Genomic DNA, 24,528 nt, shown 5'->3' with positions numbered 1-24,528 from the left:
ATCTTAAACATTGAACCTTGAACCATTTTTATCGGTAAATTTCATCACAAAGGCAAAACCTTGGTTGCACTTATAAGGCTTTATTGAGAACCAATAGGCAATAAATCTACGGGTAATTAGTACTACTCGGCTATGCTGTTACCAACTTTACACCTGTAGCCTATCAACGTGGTCATCTCCCACGACCCTTAAAAGATGTCTCATCTTGAGGCGAGTTTCACACTTATATGCTTTCAGTGTTTATCTCTTCCAAACATAGCTACTCAGCGGTGCACCTGGCGGTACAACTGATACACCAGAGGTTTGTTCAATTCGGTCCTCTCGTACTAGAATCAAGCCCTCTCAAACATCTAACGCCCGCAATAGATAGAGACCGAACTGTCTCACGACGTTCTGAACCCAGCTCGCGTGCCACTTTAATGGGCGAACAGCCCAACCCTTGGGACCTTCTCCAGCCCCAGGATGTGACGAGCCGACATCGAGGTGCCGAACCTCCCCGTCGATGTGAGCTCTTGGGGGAGACTAGCCTGTTATCCCCGGAGTACCTTTTATCCTATGAGCGATGGCCCTTCCATACGGAACCACCGGATCACTATGTCCTGCTTTCGCACCTGATCGACTTGTTGGTCTCACAGTCAAGCACCCTTATGCCATTACACTCTACGCACGGTTACCAAGCGTGCTGAGGGTACCTTTGAAAGCCTCCGTTACTCTTTTGGAGGCGACCACCCCAGTCAAACTACCCACCACGCAATGTCCTTCCGTAAGGAAGTTAGGCTCCAAGTAAGTAAAGGGTGGTATTTCAACGTCGGCTCCACAAACACTAGCGTGCCTGCTTCAAAGCCTCCCACCTATCCTACACATTACTTACTCAAAGTCAATACGAAGTTATAGTAAAGGTTCACAGGGTCTTTTCGTCCCATTGCGGGTAATCGGCATCTTCACCGATACTACAATTTCACCGAGCTCGTGGCTGAGACAGTGCCCAGATCGTTACACCATTCGTGCAGGTCGGAACTTACCCGACAAGGAATTTCGCTACCTTAGGACCGTTATAGTTACGGCCGCCGTTTACTGGGGCTTCAGTCAAACGCTTCGCTTACGCTAACGCCCTTCCTTAACCTTCCAGCACCGGGCAGGTGTCAGACCCTATACAGCATCTTTCGATTTAGCAGAGTCCTGTGTTTTTGATAAACAGTCGCCTGGGCCTCTTCACTGCGGCCACCATTGCTGATGGCGTCTCTTCTTCCGAAGTTACGAGACTATTTTGCCTAGTTCCTTAGCCACGACTCACTCGAGCACCTTAGGATTCTCTCCTCGACCACCTGTGTCGGTTTTGGTACGGGTTGCTTCACTTCGGCTTTTCTTGGATCCGATTACACTACAGCAGCTTCGCCCGAAGGCTAGGCCTTGACACTTCCGTCCGTCTTTAGTAGCTACATCGAACCGTCCCCTTTTTAGTGTGAGCAAGTATGGGAATATTAACCCATTGTCCATCCACTACCCCTTTCGGGTTCGCGTTAGGTCCCGACTAACCCTCAGCTGATTAGCATGGCTGAGGAAACCTTAGTCTTTCGGTGAGGGGGTTTCTCGCCCCCTTTATCGTTACTTATGCCTACATTTTCTTTTCTGTCCGCTCCACAATACCTCACGGTACTGCTTCGGCGCAAACAGAATGCTCTCCTACCAGATATAATAAAATTATAAATCCATAGCTTCGGTAATATGTTTATGCCCGATTATTATCCATGCCGGACCGCTCGACTAGTGAGCTGTTACGCACTCTTTAAATGAATGGCTGCTTCCAAGCCAACATCCTAGCTGTCAATGCAGTCCAACCGCGTTGCTTCAACTTAACATATATTTGGGGACCTTAGCTGTTGGTCTGGGTTCTTTCCCTCTCGGACATGGACCTTAGCACCCATGCCCTCACTGCCGTAGAACATTTATTAGCATTCGGAGTTTGTCAGGAATTGGTAGGCGATGAAACCCCCGCATCCAATCAGTAGCTCTACCTCTAATAAACTTATATACGACGCTGCACCTAAATGCATTTCGGAGAGTACGAGCTATCTCCCAGTTTGATTGGCCTTTCACCCCTACCCACAGGTCATCCGAAGACTTTTCAACGTCAACCGGTTCGGTCCTCCACTCTGTGTTACCAGAGCTTCAACCTGCCCATGGGTAGATCACAAGGTTTCGCGTCTAATCCTACTAACTATGCGCCCTATTCAGACTCGCTTTCGCTCCGGCTCCGGACCTGAAGTCCTTAACCTCGCTAGTAAAATTAACTCGTAGGCTCATTATGCAAAAGGCACGCCGTCACAGAATTAATCTGCTCCGACCGCTTGTAGGCGTACGGTTTCAGGTTCTATTTCACCCTTCTATTCGAAGTGCTTTTCACCTTTCCTTCACAGTACTTGTTCACTATCGGTCTTTCAGGAGTATTTAGCCTTGGAGGATGGTCCCCCCATATTCAGACAGGATTTCACGTGTCCCGCCCTACTCATTTATCACTTAAATATGCCTTTCATATACGGGGCTATCACCCTCTATGGCTGTTCTTTCCAGAACATTCTATTAAACATATAAAAGCTTTTGGGCTAATCCGCTTTCGCTCGCCACTACTTACGGAATCTCTTCGATTTCTTTTCCTCCGGGTACTTAGATGTTTCAGTTCTCCGGGTTTGCTCCCATTGCTGGGTGACATGTCTTCAACATGCCGGGTTGCCCCATTCGGACATCTCGGGATCAATTCGTGTGTGCCAATCCCCCGAGCTTTTCGCAGCTTACCACGTCCTTCTTCGCCTCTGAAAGCCTAGGCATCCGCCATACGCCCTTAACGATTTCTTTCCTATTTTTAGGTTACTCAAGCACTTATAAGTGCTCGGTTTTCTCTTTGTGATGTCTTTACCGTTAATGTCAATGATCTTATTTCTATTTCTGATCTAATTCGCAAATATTGTTTTTGGCTCTATCTGCTTTTTTAAAATTAAACCATCCATGATGGTGGAGAATAAGGGAGTCGAACCCTTGACCTCCTGCGTGCAAGGCAGGCGCTCTAGCCAGCTGAGCTAATTCCCCCTCTAGTTGCTTTTAGCTTTTGGCTTAGTGCTATTGGCTTTTGGCCAGAAGCTCGTCGCTAATTGCTATCCGCTTTAATTAGTAGTCTCGGGCAGGCTCGAACTGCCGACCTCTACATTATCAGTGTAGCGCTCTAACCAGCTGAGCTACGAGACTCTTTGTGTTCCGAGTTCCGTGTTTTTGGTTCCGGGTTATCCGTATCCATTAACTCGTACCCCGTCTCTCTGTTCCCTGATACTAATTTCTAGTGGGTTTTGTATTTTTAATATAAATCAACCAATAAAAAAACTAAAGCTTTACTTTGAAGTAAGTGCATGTACCTTACGGTACTAATTTTGTTTATCGTCTTAAAGACGCTCTAAAATGAGATGTTCCAGCCGCACCTTCCGGTACGGCTACCTTGTTACGACTTAGCCCTAGTTACCTGTTTTACCCTAGGCAGCTCCTTTTACGGTCACCGACTTCAGGTACCCCAGACTTCCATGGCTTGACGGGCGGTGTGTACAAGGCCCGGGAACGTATTCACCGCGCCATGGCTGATGCGCGATTACTAGCGATTCCAGCTTCATAGAGTCGAGTTGCAGACTCCAATCCGAACTGAGACCGGCTTTCGAGATTTGCATCACATCGCTGTGTAGCTGCCCTCTGTACCGGCCATTGTATTACGTGTGTGGCCCAAGGCGTAAGGGCCGTGATGATTTGACGTCATCCCCACCTTCCTCTCTACTTGCGTAGGCAGTCTCACTAGAGTCCCCAACTTAATGATGGCAACTAGTGACAGGGGTTGCGCTCGTTGCAGGACTTAACCTAACACCTCACGGCACGAGCTGACGACAACCATGCAGCACCTTGAAAATTGCCCGAAGGAAGGTCTATTTCTAAACCGATCAATTCCCATTTAAGCCTTGGTAAGGTTCCTCGCGTATCATCGAATTAAACCACATAATCCACCGCTTGTGCGGGCCCCCGTCAATTCCTTTGAGTTTCAAACTTGCGTTCGTACTCCCCAGGTGGCTAACTTATCACTTTCGCTTAGTCTCTGAATCCGAAAACCCAAAAACGAGTTAGCATCGTTTACAGCGTGGACTACCAGGGTATCTAATCCTGTTCGCTCCCCACGCTTTCGTCCATCAGCGTCAGTTAAGACATAGTGACCTGCCTTCGCAATTGGTGTTCTAAGTAATATCTATGCATTTCACCGCTACACTACTTATTCCAGCCACTTCTACCTTACTCAAGACCTGCAGTATCAATGGCAGTTTCACAGTTAAGCTGTGAGATTTCACCACTGACTTACAGATCCGCCTACGGACCCTTTAAACCCAATAAATCCGGATAACGCTTGCACCCTCCGTATTACCGCGGCTGCTGGCACGGAGTTAGCCGGTGCTTATTCGTACAGTACCTTCAGCTTTCCACACGTGGAAAGGTTTATCCCTGTACAAAAGAAGTTTACAACCCATAGGGCCGTCGTCCTTCACGCGGGATGGCTGGATCAGGCGCTAACCCATTGTCCAATATTCCTCACTGCTGCCTCCCGTAGGAGTCTGGTCCGTGTCTCAGTACCAGTGTGGGGGATCACCCTCTCAGGCCCCCTAAAGATCATCGACTTGGTGAGCCGTTACCTCACCAACTATCTAATCTTGCGCGTGCCCATCTTTATCCACCGGAGTTTTCAATATCAATTGATGCCAATCAATATATTATGGGGTATTAATCTTCCTTTCGAAAGGCTATCCCCCTGATAAAGGCAGGTTGCACACGTGTTCCGCACCCGTACGCCGCTCTCAAGATCCCGAAAGATCTCTACCGCTCAGCTTGCATGTGTTAGGCCTCCCGCTAGCGTTCATCCTGAGCCAGGATCAAACTCTCCATTGTATGTTTGTCTGACTCACTCAAAGTTTTTTAACGCTTTAGTTTTTCCTTACTTGGTTGTTATATTGTATGTCAATGATCTTTATATCTTCCGCTTTTTTAACGTAGCAATCTTCTGTCAGTGTTACTCCGTATTTGCGAGTGCAAAAGTAAAAAATTATTTTTATCTGACCAAATGTTTCTGAAGAAAATTTTAAAGTTTTTTTTAGTAACCTTAACCCTTCATCCTACTCTGTCAACTCTCTCCTGCGCTTTCCGTTTACCGGACTGCAAAGATACAAATCTTTTTATTCCTCACAAGTTTTATCTGATAAAATTTGTAATTGTTTTCCTGACCCATATCTCTATAAAAGAGCTCTTAATTCCCGGCCCCCTAAGGCCTCTCCTGCGCTACCTACTTCCTTCCGTTTTCAGTGGGGCAAAGATAGGGCGTATTTGTAATGCAAAACAAGTTTACAGGTGATAAATTTGCCTATTGTGGATAGTATTTTATTTAACTTCCTGATTTGTTTATGATTAAATTACTACCTGTACTTATCCACAGTTATCATTTGGCCGAAATGGCAATAGACAGGGCTGTAAGAAATATATAAAATAATGTCTGATGGTGGAGTTTTGGAAACCTTGAAGGTTGGAAAGAAGGCAATAGTATGGATGATAAGATAGATAGATAGATAGATAGATAGATAGATAGATGATAGAGGCATGGATGGATTAGATAGGAATGGTATAGTAAAGATGGTTTTATTTAGGATGGCTGCTACTGGTATCCCGAGCATCTTTCTCTTTGGGACGCCCTGCCCTAGCCCGGATCAAGCGGCCTGTCTGAGCTCTTTTCTGTTTTATGGGTTGCGGCAGCAAAGCTGCCGCAACCCATAAAACAGAAAAAGCGAGTAGCGAGAGCCGGAATAAGCTCCTGATAAACAGCAGACGAGTGAGAGGTTTGAGAGTTTGAGGATCTAGTGTAGGAGGTGAAAAGAGTGTAAGGTAATATGAACAAGTACCAATACTTATTCATTATAATGTTTATATGATATTTATTTAAAAACGGCGTACTGCTTCCTTTCTTCAAAATATATTATTAAATTTGGATATGAGTTTTGGAAAAGATTTATTAAGGAAAATCAAAAGCGCTGAACTGCCGGGAGAGAATGCTCATGGCGTTTTTTCGCCGCCCTACCGTCCCGTTTTTACCTACGAGGAAGTTTTATCGAAAAATCCTAAGTTTGCTGCCGTAAATATCATTTTATATCTTAAGAATGATGAATGGCATTTCCCACTTATCCAAAGAACAGTGAATGAGCATGACCGGCACAGCGGACAAATTTCCCTGCCTGGCGGAAAGCGCGAGGAAATGGACAGGGATTTTGCAGAAACCGCCGTTCGGGAAACATCGGAGGAAATAGGTATTGAAAAACATTATGTAAGAGTAATCCGTGATATGTCCCCGATTTACATCCCGCCGAGTAACTTTTATGTCTATCCTTATATATCATACACAAAGAAAAATCCTGAATTTATTTTACAGCAGAGCGAAGCAGTGGAAGTTATAGAGTTTCCGATTACCTGCTTCCTAGGCCTTCCTGATGAGCCTGAAATCATGGCGCTTCCCACCGCAGGAGGAAGTGAAGTACCCGTAATTAACTTTAACGGATATATCATCTGGGGCGCAACAGCGATGATATTAAGCGAATTCAGCCAGTTGCTGAAAAAAATGTAACTTTGCACCATTGTGTTTAATTGAAAGATGGCGAAGAAAAATATTTTCACCGATGCGTTCGGAACTCCTTATTTTTTAAAAAGGTTGATTATTTTCATACTGGGAATCATATCGTACAGAAGATTCAACGGATTTAATAAGCTTAAAATTACGGGGGCCGAAAATCTTGTGGATTTACCGGATTCTAACGTTTTATTTGTGTCTAACCATCAGACGTATTTTGCGGATGTTGCCGCAATGTACCATGCTTTCTGCTCTGTAAACAACGGCTACCTGAATACAATAAAAAATCCGATCTACCTTCTGAATCCTAAAATAGACTTCTATTATGTTGCTGCTGAAGAAACGATGAATAAAGGAATTTTGCCAAAAATCTTTAAGATCGCGGGTGCGGTAACGGTAAAGAGAACATGGAGGGCCGAAGGAAAAAATGTGAACCGAATGGTTGACATGAGCGAAGTGGATAATATTATGAAAGCCCTTGATAACGGCTGGGTCGCCACTTTTCCGCAGGGAACGACTTCTGCTTTCGCACAGGGAAGAAGGGGAACTGCAAAATTGGTCAAAAATCAGCGCCCGATTGTTATTCCTATAAAGATAAACGGTTTCCGCAGGGCTTTTGACAAAAAAGGTCTTCGTGTAAAGGTAACGGGGGTAAAGCCAACCATGGAATTCAAGCCGCCATTGGATATTGATTACGACAAAGAAAACGCTCATGAAATTTTACATAAAATCATGACCGCCATTGAGCAGACAGAAGATTTCAATGTACTGCATAATTATGATGAAGAACTAAAAGCTAAAAAATCAGAACAAAAAGATTCAGAACATTAAAGTAAAAATTATGAACAGAATATTAGGAATCTTATTCGCAATCATAGTATTAGTTTCATGCAACAGTCAGAAAATATATTCGGATTTCGACATCAGCTACTCCAAAAGCGGAGGTCTGTCGCCGATTTACGAAAATCTTCTGATCAAAGGAAATACAGCCTATTATTCGTTTGAAGGCCAGGGTAAAAAGACAAAGCAGAATTTTAAATTATCAGATGAGAATCTGAATAAGCTTCAGCTTACCCTTTCACAGAACCATTTCAGAAGAATAGAGGAAGACCATAAAAAGATATACGATTTTATATCAACTTCTATTAATGTAAAGAAAGGTCCTAATTCCGGCAGCAAGACAGACGCAAGCGCGATAATGCCGAATTACAAAACCAACTGGACAAACATCACCAGTGTTTTTCAGGAGATCATTAATGCTAATGTTAAAAAACAGTAACAAATTTTGAAGACCCATTTCATCGCTATCGGCGGAAGTGCCATGCACAATCTTGCCATTGCATTAAAGGATAAAGGATATCAGGTTACAGGTTCGGATGACGCCATTTTCGAGCCCTCTCGAACAAGACTTGAGAAAAAAGGAATTCTGCCTGAAGAACAAGGTTGGTTTCCCGAAAAAATAACTTCTGACATAGATGCAGTTATTCTCGGAATGCATGCTCATCAGGATAATCCCGAACTGGCAAAAGCCAAAGAATTAGGATTAAAAATATATTCTTATCCCGAATTTCTTTATGAGCAGTCAAAAAATAAAACAAGAGTTGTAATTGCAGGTTCTCATGGAAAAACAACCATTACTTCCATGATCCTTCATGTCCTGAATTTCCATCAGAAAGATGTAGATTATATGGTGGGAGCACAGCTGGAAGGTTTCGACTGTATGGTGAAGCTAACCCGGGACAATGACTTCATGGTGCTGGAAGGTGATGAATACCTCTCTTCTCCTATCGACCTGCGCTCTAAGTTTCTTCTTTACAAGCCTAATATTGCCTTAATGAGCGGAATTGCCTGGGACCATATCAATGTATTCAAAACTTTTGATGATTATGTAGATCAGTTCAGGAAGTTCGTGGCAAGCATTACGCCGGGCGGAATTCTTGTCTATAATGAAGAAGATGCTGAAGTAGTGAAAGTAGTGGAAAACGCGGAAAATTATTTCAGAAAAATACCTTATAAAACTCCGGAATACGAAATCATCAACGGAAAAGTTCACCTTAAAACCGAGATGGGAGATGTTCCGCTTTCCGTTTTCGGAGCTCATAATTTATTAAACCTTGAAGGGGCAAGATATATCTGCCATACGTTAGGGATAATGGACGAAGATTTCTACGAGGCCATCATGAGTTTTAAAGGAGCTTCAAAACGCCTGGAAAAAGTAGACAGAGAAGATAAAGGAACACTTTATAAAGATTTTGCACATGCTCCAAGTAAAGTGAAAGCAGCAGTAAAGGCATTCTGTGAGCAATTTAAAAATGAAAAGAAACATGGTTTTCTGGAGCTTCACACTTATTCAAGTTTAAATCCTGTTTTTCTTGAACAGTATGATCATGCAATGGATGGTCTGGACGAGGCTGTGGTTTTCTATTCTGAAGATGCACTGAAAATTAAAAGAATGGATCCTATTTCTCCGGATCTTATTAAAGAAAAGTTTAAAAATGAAAATCTGAAAGTGTTTACCAATGCTGAAGAACTTCACTCCTACTGGAATACACTGGATAAATCCCAGGGGGTTTACCTCATGATGAGCTCCGGGAATTTTGGGGGACTCGATCTGACGAAATAACTTTATTGAATATAAAGCAAAACTCCTTTCAAACCGAAAGGAGTTTTTGTTTACTTAATTCTTTTATAAAAACGCCTTAATACGTCCTTTGTACCGTCACCGTCAAAATCCTGGCTCCGGTCTTCCACCACCATATCGGTTGCAGTAAGCTTTGTCACGAAATATGGATAATTTTCTTCATTCTCAAACCAGAATTTACCATTTCCTTTATCAAACGTATACTTCTTTGCTCCAGCATCCGTTTTTATACAGGCAATATTATTTTGAGCATAAATAATCGAAAGAAGATGGGAAGAAGTAAACTCATAAGTGCTTTTTTTTTCGCAATCCGTTGAGAATGACGTCTGGATCTGCTGATTTAAAGACCTGTATATCTCAGCTTTTTCAATATACCATTCTCCGATAATGGAGGCTTTATTGCCAATCTCCTGATCTTCATCATTACCATTGCAGGAAATAATTGAAAACAGGACAAAGGATAAAATTATTCTTTTCATGATTATATAAACTTTAAGCCAGCAAAAATAGAACGAATTTATGCTGCTTTACATCGGGTTCGAATGAGATTTCTCAGTATTCTTTATTTAAATATTTTTCAATCCTTAGCAACATTGCCATTTAACATTTTTGCAATAGCAATTGCATCTGAAGCAGTATCTAAGTTATAAATCTGCATAACACCCTGATTAGTTGCTGCCTGCGCCAGAATATTCTGCTGATTCTGGGCACTGACTGCATTTTGAAACAATATTCCTGTAGAATGGGCGGCAGCCTGATAAATGCTTCCCATTGCTATAGCAGGAGCTTCTCCCACTACTTTTACATTACTTTGCGTTACGGCATCCGTAATCTGCTCATTTACTTTCGTATTCATAATTGTAGTTATTAAGTTTAATGGTAAAGTTAAATGATATTTTTAATAAAAAAAAGAAGCAATAAATGTTTATTACTTCTTTTATATTAATTGGTATATCTCTTAGATATCCGCTACCGCATTCAGCATTTTTTCTTCCCAGGCAGGATCTTTCGGGTCGAAAAATAATCTTTTACCAGTGTCTAAAGAGCGAACCGTATTCATTTCATCTTCAGTCAGCTCAAAATCAAATACATTAAAGTTTTCTTCGATTCTTGAAGGCGTTACCGATTTCGGAATCACACAGAAACCTTCCTGAAGATGCCATCTTAAAATAACCTGCGCTACGGTTTTTCCATATTTTTCGCCTATAGCTTTTAACTCGGCATTGTCTAAAAGACCAGCATTTCCGTTTCCGAGCGGGCTCCAAGGCTGCGTAACAATATTGTTTTCCCTGTTGTACACCTGAAGTTCTTTCTGCTGGAAGATAGGATGCAGCTCAATCTGGTTGATTACCGGAAGAACTTTGGCATTAGCTTTTAATTCTTCTAATTTTTCAACTGTAAAATTACATACTCCAATGGCTTTGATCTTTCCTTCCTCATACAGCTCTTCCATCGCCTTCCATGCTCCCAGGAAATCTGCGTATGGCCAGTGAATAAGATACATATCCAGATAATCCAGCTGCAATCTGTCCAGTGTTCTATGGAAAGCACTTTTTGCTTTCTCATACGACGTATCCTGAACCCATAGCTTTGAAGTTACAAAAAGCTGTTCACGGTCTGCTCCGCTGTTTTTAATGGCAGCACCAACGGCAGTTTCGTTCTGATAAATAGAAGCGGTATCAATCATTCTGTATCCTGTCTGTATGGCTTTGATAACTGCATTTTGGCATTCTTTCATATCTTCCATCTGCCAAACTCCAAACCCTAACGCCGGAATATCAATCCCGTTATTTAAGGTAATCACAGGCTGTCCTGTGTATGTTTTCTTTTCCATAATTGTTACTTATATTTTATATTGTTAGACATTAATTAATTTCTTTTCCTATCATCTGCCTGAATAAACCTTTAATATGATCAATCTCCTTGTGATAATTTGTTTTCTTGCGGCAACCAAAATACAATGTGTTTTTCAGTTGCTTTTCGCCTTCCCAGATCAGTTGAATTTCTCCGTTTTCGATTTCTTTTTGACAGAGAAAATCCGGAACTACCGCCAATCCGTTTCCTCCTTTCAGGCAGCGCACAATCGAATTGAGGTTCGGAACAATATAATTCGGACGGAAATTCGGCTTATGGCCAAAATTAAGGATCCAGAACTGAAAAAGATGTTCCATATCTCCGGCCGTGCCGTACCACTTTTCATTTTTCAGCCATTCTTCTGCGTGTTCAATGCCTTTAATATTTAAAATATTTTTAAAATCTTCCTTATCAACGTCTTTTCCACCGACGAGAATGATCTGTTCAAAAGAAAATGCTTCATGTTCGATATTCGGTGAAACTCCTTTCTTTGGTGTAATAATTAAATCTAAAATTCCTTTATCCAGCTGATCCAACATTTCACGATATTCTCCGAAGCTGATAATAAGATTGAAAGGCAAACTTGAAACATACTGCTCCAGAGTTGTCTGGAACGTTTCAAAACACATGCCGACACTGATGGTGGGCGTAAGCTTCTCTGTAGATTTCTGAAAGTTCTTTTCTACTTCTTCCAGTTTTGACAACGGTTCGGAAATAGCGTTAAACAGTACCTTTCCTCTTTCGGTGGGAATCATTCTTCTACCGGTTCTGTCGAATAACTTATATCCCACATAAGCTTCCAATGAACTAAGGTGCAGACTTACTCCCGGCTGGGAAATAAATAACGTATCTGCAGCTTCGGTAAGCGTCCCTGTTTTATAGATGGCCTTAAAAGTTCTGTACCATTCCAAATTAACCATAGGTATTACTTTTATAATGCAAAGTTATCTAAATAATCATCATTATAATATTTTCAACGTCAATGAATAGCTTAGCCCGCACCTATCGTTAATTTAATTAATTGCTTATCAATCTTTTAAATCAAATATTATTTAAATGATAGTTACGTATGATTTTTATTATTTTTCTTATGGCAAATTAGCTTGTACCTTTGTCCCGTTAAATTTTAACAATCAAAAACAATGAAAAAAGTATTAATTATTAACGGCGGACAAAACTTCGGACATTCAGGAGGAAGGTATAATCAGACCATTGCAGAAAACACGCAGGAAGTACTCAGAAACTTTGATAATGTGGCTATAAAAATCACTAATGTGAATGAAGGTTATGATAAAAATGAAGAGGTTGCAAAATTTGTATGGGCAGATTACATCATCTACCACACCCCGATTTGGTGGTTCCAGCTTCCGAATGGTTTAAAGAAATATATCGATGAAGTTTTTACGGCAGGACATGCGAAAGGAATATATATGAACGACGGAAGAACTTCGGAAAACCCGGAAATCAACTACGGAACCGGAGGAATGCTTGGCGGAAGAAAATATATGGTCACCACAAGCTGGAATGCCCCGGAAACAGCTTTTACAATTCCCGGAGAATTTTTCAACGAAACGAGCGTAGACAGCGGACCTTTATTCGGATTCCATAGAATGAACGCTTTTGTTTCCCTTGAAAAGCTGGAGAGCTTCCATTTTCATGATGTAGAGAAAAATGCCGACGTGGAGCGCGATATGAAACGATACAAAGAGCATCTTTTTAAAGTTTTCGAAAAAGAATTAAAACCGGAATTAGCATCATGAAAATATATTTAACTGCTATTATTAAAGCAAAAGAAGAATACAGAACGGAAGTTTTGGAAGTTCTTCAGCATATGGCAAAAGAAACCGTAAGCGAGGAAGCTAATGAATTATACAGGCTTCATCAAAGTACAGATGATCAAAACCATTTTATTTTCTACGAAATCTGGAAAAATGAAGAAGGTTTGAAAAAGCATAATGAGCAGCCATATATTAAGGTTTTCGGAGATTTGATCGATGAAAAGCTCCAGGAAAAACCGCAGATTTATAAAACCGAAATTATATAGTATGAAAAAATTAATGTATTGGGTCCTTTCAGTCTTTGCTATAGGAATGATGAAATCCCAAGCTAAAAAGAAAATTTTATTTGTCGTAACAAGTCATGACAAAAAAGGCAATACAGGAGAAAGCACCGGCTATTATCTTGGTGAAGTTGCTCACCCTTGGGAAGTTCTTCACAAAGCAGGCTACGAAATAGACTTTGTAAGCCCGAAAGGCGGAACTCCTCCGGTTGATGGTTTCGACCTTAATGATCCGATAAATAAAGAGTTTTGGGAAAATAAAGAATATAAAAACAAAATCGATCATTCCATGAAGCCATCAGAAGTAAATCCTGAAAAATATTCTGCCATATTTTATGCAGGAGGCCATGGTGCAATGTGGGATTTTGCAGACAATACTGAATTAGCAACCATTGCTTCAAAAATTTATGAAAACGGAGGCTTCGTTGCAGGAGTTTGTCATGGCCCGGCCGGTTTGGTCAACATCAGGCTTCCCAACGGAAAATATTTGGTAGACGGAAAAAAGATTAATGCATTTACCAATGAAGAAGAAGCTGAAGTGAAACTAACCAACGTTGTTCCTTTCTTATTGGAAGATCAACTGAAAGAAAGAGGAGCAAGATTTGAAAAGTCACAACCCTGGCAGAATTTTGTGGTAAGCGATCAGAGAGTGATTACCGGACAAAATCCCCAGTCTGCAAAAAGTGTAGGCGAAGAGATTTTAAAAGAACTGAAAAATAAATAAGAAAAAGAGCTTTTCAGGATTGGACTGCCCCCAAAAAGTTAGACACTTTTTAGGGGCATTTTATTTATGGGAATATCAAAATACAGTTTAGAATTTAAGAAAAATTGTGTAGAAACAATTATCCGAGGTTCGTTCTACCAAATCAGTGGCAGATGAGCTGGAATTAGAAGTGACAATGGTTCGAAGATGGGTAATTTTGGGCTTTACGGGATCGCAGGGTTGCAATGCGGATGGAAGAACAAATATGACGTCAACTCAAATGAAAGGTTTTGGAAAACATCAGGACAGGAAGATTTCCAATAAAAAGAATCAGCTTTAAAGTTCAATCTTGCAGATGAATCAAGTACTATTAGTTGATAGATTGCTTATGAAAAAAGTGGTATTTAGGTCTGGAAAATAAACCTAGAGGAAAACCCAAAATAATGAGTGACTACAAACATATGAAAAGAAAATCGGACAAGCCGTTGCGTTGACCCGTGAGGAAGAACTGCTTTTGGAAACGAAAGATTGCGCGCCGAGATTGCAAATCTAAAAAAGTTGGCACCTTAGCGATGAGGCAAAAAGGTATTGTTATTAATCACAAAAAGGTTTTGAGATTAATGAAACCTTAAGTCTTAAAAGCATTATCAGGGTGAAAAGATACAGATCCTATCGTAGAGAAATTGTAGTACAGTACCAAATATTTTGGGAAGAAATTTCAGAGCAAATCGACCAAACAGAAGTGGGCAACTGATGTTACGGAGGAAACAATCTATATTTATCTCCCATATCGATCTTTTCAATGAGAGATCATTAGTTATGAACTTTCTGAGAGGAATTTTTGCTCAGATTGTGAAGATGCTGAAAAAGAGTCAGAAAAATAAAGAATACGAAAAATATCATTCTCAACTCGGAGCAAGGCTGGCAATATCAGATGAAAACCTATCAGATACTTTGAAAGAAAAAAGAATCATCCAGAATATGTCCCGCAAGGAAATTGCCTGGACAATGGCATCATCGAAAACTTCTTTGGAACTTTAAAATCCGAAAGGTTCTATACTAAAAAATTTAAAACAATTAAGGACTTGAAAAAGGAATAAAAGAATATCAATTACTATAATAATGACAGAATAAGACTCAACTTAAAAGGAAAGAGTCTGATACAGTACCGAACTCTTTCCTTTCAAAATATTATTTACTTGTGACAGCAGCGGCATCGGAAAATCCGGTACCGCTGTTTTAAATATCCTTTCGAAACGGGTGATATACGCCATCCGACACGTAATAGACCACACCAGACCTATAATTTACCCCTCCGGATACGTGAAACAGCTGACCGAAGAGGTAAGGAATGCCAACCGGGACGTTTCTAACGTCAAAATATAGGTAGATTAACCTCTCGGAATCCGTTAAGAACGCCGGTTTAGCCGTAATAAACTCCACCAGATCTTTAAAACAATGATCCGAACCTATGATTTAACCCTCTCAAGACGTAAAACACCACTTCGCTGCGGTGATGAACCCAGACGGTGACGTTCCGGACGGCAAAATATACGTTGAATGACGTATAGAAAACCATAGCACACCTCATCAGTGAGGTTCTGCACCCCGTTGCATCTATAATAAACCTATCCGGATCTATCATTTATCCATCCGGATACGTAAGAAACCTCTTCGCAGTGGTGATTATCCCCAAGCGTGAAGTTCCGGACGGCAAAATACACGTTGAATGACGTATAGAAACCCATAGCACACCTCATCAGTGAGGTTCTGCACGCCGTTGCATCCATAATAAACCTATCCGGATCTATCATTTATGCATCCGGATACGTAAGAAACCCCTTCGCAGTGGTGATTATCCCCAACCGTGACGTTCCGGACGTCAAAATATAGGTTCATTAACCTATCGGAATCCATACAATACTTTAAAAGAGAGGTGTTAAAAAAGAATTATGATTAGAACTATTGCTATAGTAAGATCTTTAGCTAAAATAAAAAGGATGAAGTATACCTCACCCTTTTTTAATTATATTTTTATAAAACTTAAGAATACTCAAATTTTCTTACTGCTTCCAGTGTCATATCGATTTCTTTATCTTTAATGGCGTCACTGATGAAATAGGTTTCATAGCCGCTTGGAGGAAGGTAAATTCCGTTCGTCAGCATCTGATGGAAGAAATTATTAAATAAGGCATGATTGGCTCCTTGTGCTTCATCAAAATTAGAAACCCTGTTGGTGTGGAAAAATACAGACATCATCGATCCTTTACGGTTGATTTTATGGGCAATACCTTTTTCATTCAAGATCTTTCCGATTTCAAAATCCAGCGTTTCGGTTGTCTTTGCCAATCTGCTGAAAAACTCAGGATCATTTTTAATCAACTGAAGAGTTTTTAACCCTGCTCTCATCGCCAGAGGATTTCCGCTGAGCGTTCCTGCCTGATAGACTCCCCCTTTCGGTGCCAGGTGATCCATAATTTCGTTTCTTCCTGCAAAAGCTCCAACCGGAAGCCCGCCGCCGATTACTTTTCCGTACGTTACCAAATCTGCTTTTACATTAAAAAGCTCTTGGGCGCCTCCAAAAGCAAGCCTGAAACCCGTCATTACCTCATCAAAGATTAATAAAGCTCCGTTTTCATCACAGATGGTTCTCAGTTTCTGAAGAAATTCGTTTTCAGGAAGTACACAACCCATATTTCCGGCTACAGGCTCAATAATTACCGCAGCAATTTCACCCTGATTATGCCTGAATAAATCTTCTACCTGTTCAAAATCATTATATCTTGCCAGTAAGGTGTCTTTTGCCGTTCCCGCTGTTACTCCCGGAGAATTCGGGTTTCCGAAAGTGGCAGCACCACTGCCTGCTTTTATTAAAAATGAATCTGAATGCCCGTGATAACAGCCTTCAAATTTCACGATTTTATCTCTTCCCGTAAAGCCTCGCGCGAGTCTTACGGCGCTCATACATGCCTCCGTTCCCGAAGAAACCATTCTGATCTGATCGATATTCGGAACATTTTCCACGATGAATTTTGCAATTTCGGTTTCCAGTTCTGTAGGTGCCCCGAAAGAAAATCCTTTCTCTGCCTGTATTTTTAATTCCTCTAAAACTTCAGGATGCGTATGGCCTAAAATAGCCGGCCCCCAGGAATTGATATAATCAACATAAGTATTGTCGTCGGCATCGGTAAGGTAAGCACCTTTTGCAGATTTCATAAAAACAGGCACTCCTCCTACTGATTTGAATGCCCGGACCGGAGAGTTTACCCCTCCCGGAATGTATTGGTATGCTTCATCAAATAAAGCTGAACTTCTTTGGTATTTCATATATAGTTGTTGGCTGACAGTTGATAGTTGCCGGTTTAACAATCACCAACAACTATCAACCGTCAACGATTAGTTTCTGGGTTTTTTATCAATTAAATAAATCAATTGTCCGGCGGAAGGCTTCTGTCCTTCATCCATTCTGTTTTTAGCGTACAATTTATTTAATTTAATTCCGAATTTCTGGGCAATATCATGCATATTTTCGCCTTCTTCGGCTTTATAGGTTGCGGTATTCCCGTCAGAATTTTTAGATTCAAGAAAGACGATATCGTTTTTGTGTAAAAGCTCACCTTCCAGCTCATTCCATTTAATAAGTTTACTTTCGCTTATTCTAAATTTTTTAGCAATATATTCTACATTGGTATCTTCAGGAATGACAATATATTTCAGCCCGTCGTTCGGATGGGTTTTGATAAGAATAGAATTAAGCACTTCTGCTTTTGTTCTGATTCTTTCCACTCTTTTCTGCTGCTGCGCGTAAGAAGTTTGCTTGTAGGGTACTTCAACCGTCACAGGATCTTTTACTTTTCTGGTATATTTTTCCGTTTCCAGCTGTGCCATGAAAGTTCTGTCGTCCTTAAGATTCGGATACATTTTCAGCACTGCGTAAAGTACTTCTTTAGAACTTGTATTATCGAATTCGTATAATCTGTACTTTTCAATTTTACCGATTAATATGGAAGCGTACCTTGGATTGGTTGCGTATCCCGCTTTTTTAAGTCCGGTAGCCCACGCTTTGTAATCTTTCATATCGAGGTTAAAAAGATTGGCGTAGTATTTCCGTGTTGACAAAAATATGGAGTGGTCTTCGTAAGACTGACGGGGATCGTCGTACACCCGGAAGCATTCATTGGGGGCATCATCGGTGTGCTTCATGGTTTTTCCGGTCCAGTCTTCTTTACATTTGATTCCGAAGTGGTTTTTGCCTTCCAGCGCCAGCCGGCTTTGTCCGCCACCCGTTTCCAGAAGTCCCTGAGCGAGGGTAATAGAAGCAGGAATTTTATATTTTTCCATTTCTTCTACAGCGTATCTGGCAAATTTCTGGATGTATTGATCTTCAGTTGCCCAGGTCTGAGCCGAGAATTTTGATAAAACTAAAAGGCTTACGAGTAAGAAAAGTCTTTTCATCTTATAATTTTTATTGTTTTAAAATGAAAGATGGAACACTTAGTGTTTCATGTTTTCAATTTACTTATATAATTAAATTTCTGTTCTGTTTTTCCAACAGTAAATTTGCGCCTTCAATACCTTGCAGTCCACCGGTGTGGAAGCACAAAACTTTACTGTTCTCAGGAAAATACCCCTCTTCGATCAACTCGAAAATCTTCTGCATCATTTTTCCTGTATAAATCGGTTCCAGCGGAATTCCGTAGTTCAGTTTAAAATCATTGATAAAACCGATATTTTCATCATTTATTTTACCATATCCTCCAAAGGAAGAATCTATTAGATGAAAATTTGTTCTCCTTGTTAATTTTGCTATGGTATCTTCTAACGAAATATCCTTCACAGCCTTGAAACCGATAACCTTCTGATTATCTTCACAAAATTTTGAGATTCCGGAAATGGTTCCTCCGGTTCCTACTGCGGTGCAAAGATAATCAAAATCTTTTGTATCGTCATTGAGCATCATTTTTATCCCTTCTACCGCATCTTCATTGGTTCCGCCTTCGGGAACGACAAGGGCATGAGGAAATTCAGTCTTTAAGAATTCGGTAAGCTTTTCCTTGTGGCGGTATTCTTCGCGGCTGACAAAGCGGAGATTCATTCCGTTCTTTTTCGCAAAAAGTAAAGTGGGGTTTTCGCGCCATTTGTCTTTAAGCTCTTCCCCTCTGATGATACCCAGGGTTGGGATGCGGGCCAGACTTCCTACTGCAGAAACGGCAGCTATATGATTGGAAAAAGCGCCTCCGAAAGTAATGACATACGGTTTTTCCGGGTTTTGGGCTAAATACTTATTAATATTAAAAAACAGTTTCCAGTATTTATTCCCTGAAATCTGCGGATGAATAAGGTCTTCTCTTTTAATGAAAAGCCTTATCTTTTTATCAATGGGAATTTCCTGAATCGGGATCTTTTCTTTGGGAACCTGTAATACCATTTTAGCGTGAATATGATTGTACAAAAGTACTGCTTTTAAGTTTTTTAGTTAGATTCCTTCACCGAAATTTATGATATATGTAACAATCCCGATAAAAATTCAAAGAATTTGCCACTCTTCAAAGGAGAAGATTTAAGACAGCACCCTAACTCGTTTCATAAATACTTTCTGAAGCTCCAGAATTTTCTTTTTTTAAGATAATTAAGATCACGTTCGTTACCATACGCTTCCCGTTCAAAAGAAATTCTTCTGTAGGCCTGATAAGGATTTTTTATTTTCAATAACCAATAATAGTATTCGATTATATATAAAATATAAAAGAAAATCACTAACATTTCCATTTGCTGTCTTAAATGGATCTTTTCATGATTAATCAATATTTTATTTTTCTTATCTTCGGAGTTCCTTATGAAGATAAAGGGAAAAAGCGTAATGCCGCTGATTTTTAATATTTTTAAAGGTTTCTGGCATACAATTATCATGATAACAAATATAAAGTTTTTTGACTTAGCGATTTAACCTATGGCACTTTTTGACATCAAAGAAGGTGAAGATTTTTACTACAACGAGCAGGGGTATAAGGTTTTTACAGAAAAGTTCCATCTTAAAAGAGGGCATTGCTGTAAAAGTGGCTGTAGACATTGTCCTTACGGATACGATAAAAAGACGGACACATTTATTAAAAACGATAAAAAAAATAAATAAAATGAAAAAATATATTTTTATTTTGTTAGCCTCGGCTACCTTGGGATTAACATCCTGCAGTCCTTTTAATGTACGTTCTGATTATGCAGATACTGCAAACTTTACTACTTACAAAACGTACAAACTCAGAATCGATGATCTGAAACTGAACGACATCGACAAAGACAGAGTATTGAACGAATTATCGAAACAGCTTCAGATGAAAGGTCTTCAGTCGGGAGAGAACCCTGATGTGATCATCAATGTGAAAGCCAATCATAAGAAAATCACTGACATTACCACGAGCTCCCCTTACGGAGCCTGGGGATGGGGCGGACCATTTGGATGGGGAATCGGGATGAACAGAACCTGGACCAGCAATTATAATGAAGGTGCGATTATTGTAGACATGGTGGATGCAAGAACCAATAAACTGGTTTGGCAGGGAATCGGAAGCGGAATTTCGGTAGACCGTCCGCAAGCCAAGCAGAGACAAATCCCTGAGATTATGGGGGAAATCATGAAGAATTATCCTCCTCAAAGAAAATAAGATTTAAATTAATCATTATATATGAAAGCCGATGCACATTTTGCATCGGCTTTTTTATATTCAAAGAATTTCGGAATTGTTTTTAAAATTTCTTGCTGATTAAAAACTATACTTTTCGTGACAAATATGTTTTACTTCTCTTATTTCCACATTATTTTTTGTAAATGAATGTGTTATGGTATCGCATTCTTTATGGTCATTACTGTTTTTTATGAATTTAATAACCCCGAATGTTACAATAATTAAAGAAATCAGACCAAAATAATAAAAAAATTGTTTTCTCATAGTTATTTAATTTGCTGTACAAAGTTATCAAATATCCTCTTCTAAAAAGAAATTATCAAGTATTTAAACGGCAAAGCATTGAACCCATTTACATTTATTATATCTTTAATTCATAAAAATAAATGATTTTATATAAAATTACTATAAAGAATAGTTTTTTCGTAAATTATTTTCAAATTTGCAATTAATAAATAAGTGCTAATACACAAGTTGACTTTTGAAAAAATATATCAATCCAACAAGAACCTTGTCTACAATCTTGCATTACAATATGTGCAGAATATTGAGGACGCGGAAGAGATTACGCAGGATGTTTTTCTAAGCGTTTATGAAAAGCTTGATACGTTTCAAAATAAATCAAAAGTTTCAACCTGGATCTATAAAATTACTATTCACAAGTGTTTAGATTTTATCAAGGCTAAAAAAGCAAAGAAGCGTTTCGGTTTCATTACGTCATGGTGGGATGAAAAACCGGATTTTCCGAAAGGCGAACCGGTGAATTTTGATCATCCCGGCGTATTGCTGGAACATAAAGAGTCGTTACAGGAACTTTTCCGTATTATAAATATCCTTAATGAGAAACAAAAAACCGTTATCATCCTTACCAAAATAGAAGAAAAGTCCATTTCAGAAACAGCTGAAATAATGGATTTATCGCCGAAAGCAGTAGAATCGCTGGTTCAGCGAGCAAAAAATAATATCAGAACCAAAGGAAATTATTAAAATTGTCGTCTAACTGAATATGAAACACTCACAAAATAGTCTCGACCTCCTTTCATCCATTCAGAAAACGGAAGTTTCTGATGCTGTATATGAAAATATTTTAGCCGTGATTGACAGCCGGAAAAAGAATGAGCCTTCCGTTCGCCTGTTATGGACATACGGAATTGCTGCAGGATTTGCATTTGTGCTGAGTGTAGGCACGGTATTTCATCAGTTTGAGACTGAAAGTAAAATCAGTCAGCTGGCCGAAAATATGAATATTATTCCGAACAATTCTTTATATAACTAAAATGAAGAATTTAAAATATCTACAGCTTATTATTATACTGCTGGTCATCTCAAATATCCTGCTCGTTCTCTTTATTTTTCTGAGAAAGCCGCCCCGCCCTGAAGGTCCGAAAAACATTATTATTGAAAGACTGCATTTTGATCAGAGACAAATTGATGAATATGAACTGCTGATTGACCAACACAGAAAAGATATACAGCAAAATGAAGAGGAAATGATGACATTAAAATCGGCATTATATAAAACACTTCTGAATGAAAATGCAGTAGAAAAAGACTCCCTTATTCAACTTATCGGAAAAAAGCAGGAAGAAGCGGAAATGATCAATTATAATCACTTTGCGGATATTAAAAAGATTTGCAAAAGCGACCAGCAAAAAGATTTCAAAGCACTTGTACATGATCTTGGAAGATTATTTTCTCATAAAAAGCCAAGGTAACATACGATGTTGTTTTCTGCTGTTATGAACGCACTTTCTCCAAGAACTCAGCTATACTTTCTGAAGATTTAGCAATAATGAAATTAACTAATCTTTGATTGTCTTAAATGATCTATCCTTGCCGTTTTTTGAAATACAGTGGTAAAATAACTATTGATTTAAAATTAATAATACCGTAATTTCTTATTCGTAATTTTATAGTAATCTTATCACCTAAAATATTAAAATGAAAAAACCACTAATCATCTTTGCATTTTTGTCTCTTTTGGCAAATGCCCAGGCACCTTCCGGCTATTACAATTCGGCCAACGGATTATCGGGAGCTTCACTAAAAACAGCTTTAAGTACAATTATTACCAACGGTCATCAGGACAAAGGTTATAACGGACTGTGGACCGGCTACAAGACAACGGACATTGACAAAAACTATGAAAACGACGGTTCAATTCTGGATATTTATTCCGAAAAGCCGACCGGTACGGATCCTTACAAATACACTCCCGGCACAAACCAATGCGGAACGTATTCCGTAGAAGGCAACTGCTACAATAGAGAACACATTGTTCCTCAAAGCTTATTTAATGAGTCATCACCCATGGTTTCCGATATTCATTTTATAAGGGCAACAGACGGAAAGGTAAACGGTATGCGCTCTAATTATCCATTTGGAAAAGTAGGCACGGCAACCTTTACTTCTAAAAACGGTTCTAAACTTGGAAATTCTGTTTCTTCCGGATATTCGGGAACTGTTTTTGAGCCGATTGATGAATTTAAAGGGGATGTCGCGAGAATGATATTTTATTTTGTAACGCGCTATCAAAGCAAGCTTTCTACTTTTTCTACGGGAAATATGCTGGGAAGCTCTATCTTCCCAGGATTACAGACATGGGAGCTGAATGTTTTGCTGGCATGGCATAACCAGGATCCGGTATCGCAGGCGGAAATCAACAGGAACAATGCTTCCTATGCTTTTCAGGGAAACAGAAATCCGTTTATTGACAATCCTAATTATGTAAATTTAATCTGGGGATCAGGATCTTCCACAGGAGGTGGAGGAACAACAACTCCTCCTCCGACATCAGCAGACTGCGCGAATGAAACTTTCGAAACTATTCCGACAGCAAGTTCCGCTTCTTATTTAACGAGAACCTGGAGCAACGGCGGAATTTCATGGACGGCAACTGACGCCAGAACCGATCAAACCATTTCGACAAAAGCCATTACGGTCAGAGACGGTGCTTTAACATCCGAAAGCTCAGCCAACGGAATCGGATCATTAACCGTGACTACACAATTGAAGTTTACCGGATCAAATGGAACTTTAACAGTAAAAGTAAACGGAACAACAGTTGGAACAGTGCCTTACAATAGCAACGTAACAACTACCACGATTAATAATATCAACATTTCAGGAAACGTAGTTGTAGAGCTGGAAAACAACTCAGCCAGCAACAGAGTAGCAATCGACAACCTAAGCTGGACCTGTTATTCCGGAACATCGAGGCAGATTCAGAATCCTTCTTCGGAACCAATTTCTCATCAAAACCAGCTGCAGATTTCTCCGAACCCGATTTCGAACAATGAAATTTTTGTAAAAGGTGAAATAAAAAACATTACAAAAGCTGAAATTTATAATCTTCAGGGGAAAATGATGCAGTCTTTTGATCAGCCATTCAGGAACAGCAGAAATTCTATCAGGATAAAAAATCTTCCTTCAGGAGTTTATATTTTGAAAATGGATGGTGCGACATTGAAGTTTATCGTAAGGTAAAATTATCTTAAATAATAAACAAAGCCTTCGTCTCAAGTGATGAAGGCTTTATTTATTATTAATTACTGTCAGCAGATTACTGCCCGAACAAATCTCTCATTCTCTCCTGCATTAGTTGAGGGTCTTTCATGGCCTCCCAACCAACTGTCGATAACAATACAATGACATAGATAAAATACAATACACTTAACGAAATCCCAATAATCGCCATAATTTTACCGGCATTTAGCTGGCTGTAATTTGAATACATTGTTGGATTTTGTCTGTAAAGTTGTCCATCTTTCTTAGCAAGAACAAGAGCAATAATTCCGGATATAAGTCCTGGAAGGCCATAGCAGCAGCAACCTACGATTGATACAATTCCAAGAATTAATACTGCGGTTGCATTTGGCAGTTTTTGTTGATCCATAGTTTATAATT

The 24,528-nt window shown here is 39.7% G+C and carries 25 protein-coding genes, 2 tRNA genes and 2 rRNA genes; 16 read left to right on the top strand and 13 right to left on the bottom strand.

The features are described from left to right. Nucleotides 1–96 precede the first annotated feature (96 nt). From ACYT6F_RS10345 to ACYT6F_RS10330, 4 genes are all read right to left on the bottom strand, one after another. Nucleotides 97–2,853 (bottom strand): 23S ribosomal RNA (locus ACYT6F_RS10345). 154 nt (nt 2,854–3,007) lie between these two features. Next, a tRNA-Ala gene (locus ACYT6F_RS10340) sits at nt 3,008–3,084 on the bottom strand. A gap of 82 nt (nt 3,085–3,166) precedes the next feature. Then, nucleotides 3,167–3,240, bottom strand: a tRNA-Ile gene (locus ACYT6F_RS10335). A 205-nt stretch (nt 3,241–3,445) separates the two neighbouring features. Continuing rightward, a 16S ribosomal RNA gene (locus ACYT6F_RS10330) occupies nt 3,446–4,962 on the bottom strand. Together the 16S and 23S rRNA genes with 2 tRNA genes alongside form the textbook arrangement of a ribosomal RNA operon. Nucleotides 4,963–6,052: 1,090 nt before the next feature. Here ACYT6F_RS10330 and ACYT6F_RS10325 point away from each other — a divergent pair. Genes ACYT6F_RS10325 through ACYT6F_RS10310 form a run of 4 tightly spaced genes read left to right on the top strand, consistent with a single transcriptional unit; the run spans nt 6,053 to nt 9,305 of the window. After that, complete coding sequence (locus tag ACYT6F_RS10325) at nt 6,053–6,679, top strand: NUDIX hydrolase (RefSeq protein WP_169232505.1); 627 nt, start codon at nt 6,053–6,055, stop codon at nt 6,677–6,679. 27 nt (nt 6,680–6,706) lie between these two features. Further along, on the top strand, nt 6,707–7,513 hold the full coding sequence (locus tag ACYT6F_RS10320) for a lysophospholipid acyltransferase family protein (protein ID WP_472601089.1): 807 nt from the start codon (nt 6,707–6,709) through the stop codon (nt 7,511–7,513). A gap of 10 nt (nt 7,514–7,523) precedes the next feature. Continuing rightward, nucleotides 7,524–7,961, top strand: a complete 438-nt coding sequence (locus ACYT6F_RS10315) for a hypothetical protein (RefSeq protein WP_472601088.1) — start codon at nt 7,524–7,526, stop codon at nt 7,959–7,961. Nucleotides 7,962–7,967: 6 nt separating this feature from the next. Continuing rightward, nucleotides 7,968–9,305, top strand: a complete 1,338-nt coding sequence (locus tag ACYT6F_RS10310) for a UDP-N-acetylmuramate--L-alanine ligase (RefSeq protein WP_472601087.1) — start codon at nt 7,968–7,970, stop codon at nt 9,303–9,305. Nucleotides 9,306–9,355: 50 nt separating this feature from the next. Here the strand turns inward: ACYT6F_RS10310 and ACYT6F_RS10305 are convergent, their stop codons facing one another. The 4 genes from ACYT6F_RS10305 to ACYT6F_RS10290 all read right to left on the bottom strand — a co-directional run bounded on the left by ACYT6F_RS10305 (nt 9,356) and on the right by ACYT6F_RS10290 (nt 12,097). After that, nucleotides 9,356–9,802 carry a lipocalin family protein gene (locus tag ACYT6F_RS10305; RefSeq protein WP_472601086.1) on the bottom strand — a complete coding sequence of 149 codons (447 nt, stop codon included), beginning with the start codon at nt 9,800–9,802 and terminating at the stop codon, nt 9,356–9,358. Nucleotides 9,803–9,900: 98 nt separating this feature from the next. After that, a complete protein-coding gene (locus tag ACYT6F_RS10300; protein ID WP_472601085.1) occupies nt 9,901–10,179 on the bottom strand; it encodes a RebB family R body protein in 279 nt (92 codons plus the stop codon). Nucleotides 10,180–10,281: 102 nt separating this feature from the next. Then, on the bottom strand, nt 10,282–11,157 hold the full coding sequence (locus tag ACYT6F_RS10295; RefSeq protein ID WP_472601084.1) for an aldo/keto reductase: 876 nt from the start codon (nt 11,155–11,157) through the stop codon (nt 10,282–10,284). A gap of 31 nt (nt 11,158–11,188) precedes the next feature. Continuing rightward, complete coding sequence (locus ACYT6F_RS10290; protein ID WP_472601083.1) at nt 11,189–12,097, bottom strand: LysR family transcriptional regulator; 909 nt, start codon at nt 12,095–12,097, stop codon at nt 11,189–11,191. Nucleotides 12,098–12,319: 222 nt separating this feature from the next. Here ACYT6F_RS10290 and ACYT6F_RS10285 point away from each other — a divergent pair, with 222 nt between their 5' ends. From ACYT6F_RS10285 to ACYT6F_RS10260, 6 genes are all read left to right on the top strand, one after another. Then, on the top strand, nt 12,320–12,937 hold the full coding sequence (locus tag ACYT6F_RS10285) for an NAD(P)H-dependent oxidoreductase (protein ID WP_472601082.1): 618 nt from the start codon (nt 12,320–12,322) through the stop codon (nt 12,935–12,937). Beyond that, nucleotides 12,934–13,221 (top strand): putative quinol monooxygenase, encoded by a 288-nt coding sequence (locus ACYT6F_RS10280; RefSeq protein WP_472601081.1) that lies wholly within the window; start codon nt 12,934–12,936, stop codon nt 13,219–13,221. Before ACYT6F_RS10285 ends, ACYT6F_RS10280 begins: the two co-directional genes overlap by 4 nt. A 1-nt stretch (nt 13,222) precedes the next feature. Further along, nucleotides 13,223–13,960: a type 1 glutamine amidotransferase domain-containing protein gene (locus ACYT6F_RS10275; RefSeq protein WP_472601080.1), complete on the top strand. Its 738-nt coding sequence runs from the start codon at nt 13,223–13,225 to the stop codon at nt 13,958–13,960. Nucleotides 13,961–14,105: 145 nt separating this feature from the next. Further along, a complete protein-coding gene (locus ACYT6F_RS10270; RefSeq protein WP_472601079.1) occupies nt 14,106–14,279 on the top strand; it encodes a hypothetical protein in 174 nt (57 codons plus the stop codon). Nucleotides 14,280–14,758: 479 nt separating this feature from the next. Further along, nucleotides 14,759–14,980 carry a hypothetical protein gene (locus tag ACYT6F_RS10265; RefSeq protein ID WP_472601078.1) on the top strand — a complete coding sequence of 74 codons (222 nt, stop codon included), beginning with the start codon at nt 14,759–14,761 and terminating at the stop codon, nt 14,978–14,980. Then, nucleotides 14,941–15,039: an IS3 family transposase gene (locus tag ACYT6F_RS10260; RefSeq protein ID WP_472601111.1), complete on the top strand. Its 99-nt coding sequence runs from the start codon at nt 14,941–14,943 to the stop codon at nt 15,037–15,039. Before ACYT6F_RS10265 ends, ACYT6F_RS10260 begins: the two co-directional genes overlap by 40 nt. Nucleotides 15,040–15,982: 943 nt before the next feature. On the opposite strand, the gene hemL is transcribed toward ACYT6F_RS10260, so the two are convergent. From hemL to ACYT6F_RS10240, 4 genes are all read right to left on the bottom strand, one after another. Continuing rightward, on the bottom strand, nt 15,983–17,266 hold the full coding sequence (gene hemL, locus ACYT6F_RS10255) for a glutamate-1-semialdehyde 2,1-aminomutase (protein WP_472601077.1): 1,284 nt from the start codon (nt 17,264–17,266) through the stop codon (nt 15,983–15,985). A 69-nt stretch (nt 17,267–17,335) separates the two neighbouring features. Beyond that, nucleotides 17,336–18,394: a glucosaminidase domain-containing protein gene (locus ACYT6F_RS10250; protein WP_472601076.1), complete on the bottom strand. Its 1,059-nt coding sequence runs from the start codon at nt 18,392–18,394 to the stop codon at nt 17,336–17,338. Nucleotides 18,395–18,458: 64 nt separating this feature from the next. Then, on the bottom strand, nt 18,459–19,367 hold the full coding sequence (locus ACYT6F_RS10245) for a 1-aminocyclopropane-1-carboxylate deaminase/D-cysteine desulfhydrase (RefSeq protein WP_472601110.1): 909 nt from the start codon (nt 19,365–19,367) through the stop codon (nt 18,459–18,461). A gap of 155 nt (nt 19,368–19,522) precedes the next feature. Then, a complete protein-coding gene (locus ACYT6F_RS10240) occupies nt 19,523–19,849 on the bottom strand; it encodes a hypothetical protein (protein WP_472601075.1) in 327 nt (108 codons plus the stop codon). A 40-nt stretch (nt 19,850–19,889) separates the two neighbouring features. Here ACYT6F_RS10240 and ACYT6F_RS10235 point away from each other — a divergent pair, with 40 nt between their 5' ends. From ACYT6F_RS10235 to ACYT6F_RS10210, 6 genes are all read left to right on the top strand, one after another. Beyond that, on the top strand, nt 19,890–20,072 hold the full coding sequence (locus tag ACYT6F_RS10235; RefSeq protein ID WP_029294953.1) for a DUF5522 domain-containing protein: 183 nt from the start codon (nt 19,890–19,892) through the stop codon (nt 20,070–20,072). 1 nt (nt 20,073) lies between these two features. After that, nucleotides 20,074–20,601, top strand: coding sequence for a DUF4136 domain-containing protein (locus tag ACYT6F_RS10230; protein ID WP_472601074.1), 528 nt, complete (start codon nt 20,074–20,076; stop codon nt 20,599–20,601). A 480-nt stretch (nt 20,602–21,081) separates the two neighbouring features. Next, nucleotides 21,082–21,609 (top strand): RNA polymerase sigma factor, encoded by a 528-nt coding sequence (locus ACYT6F_RS10225; protein WP_472601073.1) that lies wholly within the window; start codon nt 21,082–21,084, stop codon nt 21,607–21,609. Nucleotides 21,610–21,628: 19 nt separating this feature from the next. Then, nucleotides 21,629–21,898, top strand: coding sequence for a hypothetical protein (locus ACYT6F_RS10220; RefSeq protein WP_472601072.1), 270 nt, complete (start codon nt 21,629–21,631; stop codon nt 21,896–21,898). A 1-nt stretch (nt 21,899) separates the two neighbouring features. Then, nucleotides 21,900–22,337: a hypothetical protein gene (locus ACYT6F_RS10215; RefSeq protein ID WP_472601071.1), complete on the top strand. Its 438-nt coding sequence runs from the start codon at nt 21,900–21,902 to the stop codon at nt 22,335–22,337. Nucleotides 22,338–22,563: 226 nt separating this feature from the next. Beyond that, a complete protein-coding gene (locus ACYT6F_RS10210) occupies nt 22,564–24,108 on the top strand; it encodes an endonuclease (protein WP_472601070.1) in 1,545 nt (514 codons plus the stop codon). A 76-nt stretch (nt 24,109–24,184) separates the two neighbouring features. On the opposite strand, the gene ACYT6F_RS10205 is transcribed toward ACYT6F_RS10210, so the two are convergent. Further along, nucleotides 24,185–24,517 carry a CCC motif membrane protein gene (locus ACYT6F_RS10205; protein WP_472601069.1) on the bottom strand — a complete coding sequence of 111 codons (333 nt, stop codon included), beginning with the start codon at nt 24,515–24,517 and terminating at the stop codon, nt 24,185–24,187. Nucleotides 24,518–24,528 lie beyond the last annotated feature (11 nt).

The organism is Chryseobacterium sp. NG-CE01, from assembly GCF_055695505.1.
Note: the sequence above shows the minus strand (reverse complement) of the source record. Positions and strands in the feature narration are given on the sequence as shown.

Excerpts from the sequence above, each read along its gene's own strand:
- ACYT6F_RS10240 (WP_472601075.1), bottom strand. The coding sequence starts at position 19,849 with ATGATAATTGTATGCCAGAAACCTTTAAAAATATTAAAAATCAGCGGC.
- ACYT6F_RS10265 (WP_472601078.1), top strand. The coding sequence starts at position 14,759 with ATGAACTTTCTGAGAGGAATTTTTGCTCAGATTGTGAAGATGCTGAAA.
- ACYT6F_RS10245 (WP_472601110.1), bottom strand. The coding sequence starts at position 19,367 with ATGGTATTACAGGTTCCCAAAGAAAAGATCCCGATTCAGGAAATTCCC.
- ACYT6F_RS10295 (WP_472601084.1), bottom strand. The coding sequence starts at position 11,157 with ATGGAAAAGAAAACATACACAGGACAGCCTGTGATTACCTTAAATAAC.
- hemL (WP_472601077.1), bottom strand. The coding sequence starts at position 17,266 with ATGAAATACCAAAGAAGTTCAGCTTTATTTGATGAAGCATACCAATAC.
- ACYT6F_RS10285 (WP_472601082.1), top strand. The coding sequence starts at position 12,320 with ATGAAAAAAGTATTAATTATTAACGGCGGACAAAACTTCGGACATTCA.
- ACYT6F_RS10275 (WP_472601080.1), top strand. The coding sequence starts at position 13,223 with ATGAAAAAATTAATGTATTGGGTCCTTTCAGTCTTTGCTATAGGAATG.
- ACYT6F_RS10300 (WP_472601085.1), bottom strand. The coding sequence starts at position 10,179 with ATGAATACGAAAGTAAATGAGCAGATTACGGATGCCGTAACGCAAAGT.
- ACYT6F_RS10250 (WP_472601076.1), bottom strand. The coding sequence starts at position 18,394 with ATGAAAAGACTTTTCTTACTCGTAAGCCTTTTAGTTTTATCAAAATTC.
- ACYT6F_RS10305 (WP_472601086.1), bottom strand. The coding sequence starts at position 9,802 with ATGAAAAGAATAATTTTATCCTTTGTCCTGTTTTCAATTATTTCCTGC.
- ACYT6F_RS10280 (WP_472601081.1), top strand. The coding sequence starts at position 12,934 with ATGAAAATATATTTAACTGCTATTATTAAAGCAAAAGAAGAATACAGA.
- ACYT6F_RS10325 (WP_169232505.1), top strand. The coding sequence starts at position 6,053 with ATGAGTTTTGGAAAAGATTTATTAAGGAAAATCAAAAGCGCTGAACTG.
- ACYT6F_RS10220 (WP_472601072.1), top strand. The coding sequence starts at position 21,629 with ATGAAACACTCACAAAATAGTCTCGACCTCCTTTCATCCATTCAGAAA.
- ACYT6F_RS10215 (WP_472601071.1), top strand. The coding sequence starts at position 21,900 with ATGAAGAATTTAAAATATCTACAGCTTATTATTATACTGCTGGTCATC.
- ACYT6F_RS10230 (WP_472601074.1), top strand. The coding sequence starts at position 20,074 with ATGAAAAAATATATTTTTATTTTGTTAGCCTCGGCTACCTTGGGATTA.
- ACYT6F_RS10320 (WP_472601089.1), top strand. The coding sequence starts at position 6,707 with ATGGCGAAGAAAAATATTTTCACCGATGCGTTCGGAACTCCTTATTTT.
- ACYT6F_RS10315 (WP_472601088.1), top strand. The coding sequence starts at position 7,524 with ATGAACAGAATATTAGGAATCTTATTCGCAATCATAGTATTAGTTTCA.
- ACYT6F_RS10210 (WP_472601070.1), top strand. The coding sequence starts at position 22,564 with ATGAAAAAACCACTAATCATCTTTGCATTTTTGTCTCTTTTGGCAAAT.
- ACYT6F_RS10235 (WP_029294953.1), top strand. The coding sequence starts at position 19,890 with ATGGCACTTTTTGACATCAAAGAAGGTGAAGATTTTTACTACAACGAG.
- ACYT6F_RS10205 (WP_472601069.1), bottom strand. The coding sequence starts at position 24,517 with ATGGATCAACAAAAACTGCCAAATGCAACCGCAGTATTAATTCTTGGA.
- ACYT6F_RS10290 (WP_472601083.1), bottom strand. The coding sequence starts at position 12,097 with ATGGTTAATTTGGAATGGTACAGAACTTTTAAGGCCATCTATAAAACA.